The organism is uncultured Campylobacter sp. (assembly GCF_938017705.1).
GTDB lineage: Bacteria > Campylobacterota > Campylobacteria > Campylobacterales > Campylobacteraceae > Campylobacter_B.
Genome location: NZ_CALIIS010000093.1, coordinates 1 through 3,600, shown reverse-complemented (window position 1 = coordinate 3,600; position 3,600 = coordinate 1). Strand labels below are relative to the sequence as shown.

Sequence of the window (3,600 nt, the reverse complement as noted above, 5' to 3'; positions counted from 1 at the left end):
TTCCACCCATGAAATTTTACCTAGAATCTCTCCTGTAAAATTCCATAACGAAATTTAAAGCTAAAATTTCACGATGAAATTTCACAGCTAAAATTTCTTTTCCGCGGCAAAATTCCACGCCTTAAAATTTTAAGAAAGTATGAAATTTTTTATCTGGTCGCAGATCGCCTCTTCGGATTGTGCGGCGTCGATTTGCAGCGTCTGAACGCCGCACGCTGTGCATGCCTGCGCCATAAGATCTTGCACGCGCATTAGGTATTTTAACCCGCGAGCTTCGATTATATCGCTGTTAGCACGCGTTTTGAGTCGCTGCCCTATGAGCTTCTCGTCCGCCAAAAACAGCACGATTTTATCTGCAAATTTGCCCCCAAGCGCAAATTTATTAAGCGCGATAAGCTCGCTAAGATCCGCGTTTTCGTCGTTTGCCAGCGCATAGGCAAGCCCCGAGATGAAGCCGCGATCGCTTAGCACGAGCCTGTCCGCGCCGCCCTTTATCACGCGCTCGTAGTGCTCGGCGCGGTCTGCGAGGAACAAAAGCAGCTCGGCGCGCTTTGAAATTTCGCCGCAGACCTCGCGCAGATTTACGCTGCCGCGCGGCCACTTAAAATCCTCGCCCAAAACGAGGCTTCGCACCGCCTCGCCGAGCTTCGTGCCGCCGGGCTCCTTGGTCACGATCGCCTGCGGGAAAGCCGCCGCTAGCCGCGCTATCTGCGTGCTTTTGCCTACGCCGTCGATACCTTCGAATATTACATACATTTTTCGCCTTTAAATTTGTGCGGTATTTTACAAATTTATAGCTAAATAGCGGCTTTTTTAAACAGCTGAGCGTAAATTTCGCCTCAAAATCGGGCTTCTGCGCGAGCTTATGCGAACCGCTTTTGATCTTTAGGCGTAAAATTTTATCGGGCGCTTTGTTGCTAAGCACTTACTCTTTGTGGCGCTGCTCGCGGTTAAATTTAGCGTTCGAATGGATGCGCCGAATAGGCAGTAAACAAATTTTACGCTTACGGACATGTACCGAGTAGAGCCATGGCACCAGTCGATAAAAGGCGGCGCGCCGTGCGGATAGAATGGCACGTCGGGCGAGGTAGGGCGCCATTATATACATGGTAGGATATGTGCTTTGCGAAGCGGATGGCGTTAGATGGAATGGGCGGCACTTCGGGCGGAGCAGGGCGGCGGCACCATTCGGAGTAGGGTGTGTTACTGGGCGGCGCGGGCGAGTAAACGCTGCGTGCAGTGACAAAATCGCGACGATGAAATTTTAAATTTTGCCCTTATGCACCTATCGGTTCGGGATTTATCGCTATGAAATCTTTCCTCAGATCGCCAAGATCGCAATCAGTAGCCGTGATCGTAAAATCCTCCGTCATATCGAGCGCAAATTCGCCAAGACCTGCTTTGAGCTGCTTCACGCACTCCCAAATGAGCTTTTTAGCTTGCGCATATTTATCATTTAGTTGCGTTTCTTGATTGAAAAGATCGAAAATTTTCGCCGTTTCGTAGTCTGCTTCGACCTCGGCTCGAAACTCGTAATCAGGAACGAGCCAAAGAAGCCAACCATCCTTTCGTGCAAGCCACTGCATGCGCTGCTCTTGCGAGCCGAATCCAATGATCGGCGGCAAACTCCTATTGTCGCAAGCTAAATTTATGCAGTAGAGTTTGCAATTCGGCGCGTGCTTTTTGATTGTCTCTTTAATCGCGGGCAGCAGCCTTTGAGCGGCGAGCTCATAGAGCTTTTTGTAGCTCATATCCTTATTGGGCTTTTGATAGCGCACATAGCCATTTTCGGTTATTAAGCTTAGCTCGCCCATTGCGTCAAATTCATAGTTTGTTACGTCATTCCTTCTGCCTGCGCGAGGGTGCTCTACATACTCCCGTCTTTGTGCGAGTTTGCCGCCTTTGTAAGTAAAATTTTCTATCCCATAGGCGTTGTTGTCAAAGGCCGAGTAGATGGACTTTAGCTCGCCATTTTCATAGATAAATCTTTTTATATTGAAGCATCCTACGCATCTTTTGTTATAGCAACCGAAATGATATTTTAAAACTTCGTTCCGCCCCCAAAAATAAAGGCTTTCAAAGAAATGTTTTTTGCCGTCATGTTGTCTTTCAAAAACGATGCGATCTTGCGCGTCAAAGCCGTATTCGTAGGCGTTTGCAAGCTTTTTCGGTTTAGCTTTTAAAATTTTGCCTTTTGAGAAGCGGTTATATTCGAAATAAAACGGCTCTAAATTGATATAGCTACCAGACGCCCAGCGCCTACTTACGGCCTGCGCTTCGGCTATTTTATTTAAGGCTTTGTATTCATCTCTCACGCTTTTTAAAAACGTTCGCAGTCTTTCTATCTCATCCATTGCTTCGCTCATTTTTATCTCCCGTGCAGCTTGCAAATTTTAAATTTAGCCGCACCTGCGGGCTAAATTTCAGTAGCTTGCAAGCTCATTTTTTCAAAAATTTTAAAATTTCGCTCGGCACCAGGTGCGAAACGTCGCCGCCGTGGCTCAAAACGGAGCGGACGATCGAGCTTGAGATAAAGGCGTTTTTGAGCGTCGGCATCAAATACACGCTCTCAAATTCCTCCCATAGCGAGGCGTTTGCATAGCCGATCTGCAGCTCGTACTCAAAGTCGCTAACCGCGCGAAGCCCGCGGATAACGAAGCGCACGCCGCAAGATTTAGCAAAATCCACGAGTAGATTATCAAAGCTTTGCACGCTCACGCCACGAAGCCCGCGTGTCGCGGCTCGCGCCATCTCTAGTCTGGATTTTAGGCTGAAGTAGGGCTTTTTGCTCTCGTTTAGCGCGACCGCCACGATAACCTCATCAAAAAGCCCTAGCGCGCGCTTGATGACGTCCAGATGGCCGTTCGTGATAGGATCGAAAGTGCCCGGATAGATACATTTTCTTGAGTTTTGCATTATTGCCACCTTTTAAATAGCTCGTTTTGCACGCCCAGCACGTCGCACCACTTGCCGATTATGAAATTTTTTAAATTTTGCACGCCGCAGTAGCCTGCGATCACGGGCGGAGCGATGATGACGCCGAGCGCGGCTAGCTCGCTCATTTGTCGCAGGCTGATCGCAGAAAGCGGCATCTCACGCACGCCAAGAACCAGCCGCTTGTGCTCTTTTAGCGCGACTGCAGCGGCGCGGGTGCTTAGACTGTCGCAAAGCCCGCCGTAAATTTTAGCCAAAGAGCCAATAGAGCAGGGCGCAAAGATTGTGGCGTCAATGCCGAACGAGCCCGAAGCGAGCGGCGCGCCCAGATCGGTGTCGGGATAAAATTTTACGTTCTTAAATTCCGCGGATTTTAAAGCCTCGTTCGCATCTATGCCGCTTTCGGCGCTCAGGACGCGGCGTGCGCCCTGCGTAAGTACGGCGTGAATTTCATGCGGCGAGCTGGCAAGAAATTTAAGCAGATCAAGCCCGATCTCGCAAAAACTCGCGCCGCTTACGCAAACTAAAATTTTCATTTCAAGGCTTTCATATCGAAATTTTGTGCTTCAAAAGCGAGTGGAACGGAAGGAATTTTAAAATTTGAAGTTAAGATGGAGCGGGAAACGAGAGTCGAACTCGCGACATCAACCATGGCAAGGTTGCGCT

4 protein-coding genes are annotated in these 3,600 nt (G+C 49.0%); all 4 read right to left on the bottom strand.

The annotated features are described in order from the left end of the window. Nucleotides 1-129 precede the first annotated feature (129 nt). The 4 genes from tmk to Q0605_RS04785 all read right to left on the bottom strand — a co-directional run bounded on the left by tmk (nucleotide 130) and on the right by Q0605_RS04785 (nucleotide 3,470). Entirely contained in the window at nucleotides 130-756 is a 627-nt protein-coding gene (tmk, locus tag Q0605_RS04800; RefSeq protein WP_298704728.1) for a dTMP kinase, read from the bottom strand. 521 nt (nucleotides 757-1,277) lie between these two features. Continuing rightward, on the bottom strand, nucleotides 1,278-2,366 hold the full coding sequence (locus Q0605_RS04795) for a hypothetical protein (RefSeq protein WP_298704725.1): 1,089 nt from the start codon (nucleotides 2,364-2,366) through the stop codon (nucleotides 1,278-1,280). Between the two features lie 73 nt (nucleotides 2,367-2,439). Next, nucleotides 2,440-2,916, bottom strand: coding sequence for a pantetheine-phosphate adenylyltransferase (gene coaD / locus Q0605_RS04790; protein ID WP_177387474.1), 477 nt, complete (start codon nucleotides 2,914-2,916; stop codon nucleotides 2,440-2,442). Next, entirely contained in the window at nucleotides 2,916-3,470 is a 555-nt protein-coding gene (locus tag Q0605_RS04785; protein ID WP_298704723.1) for a UbiX family flavin prenyltransferase, read from the bottom strand. Before Q0605_RS04785 ends, coaD begins: the two co-directional genes overlap by 1 nt. Nucleotides 3,471-3,600 lie beyond the last annotated feature (130 nt).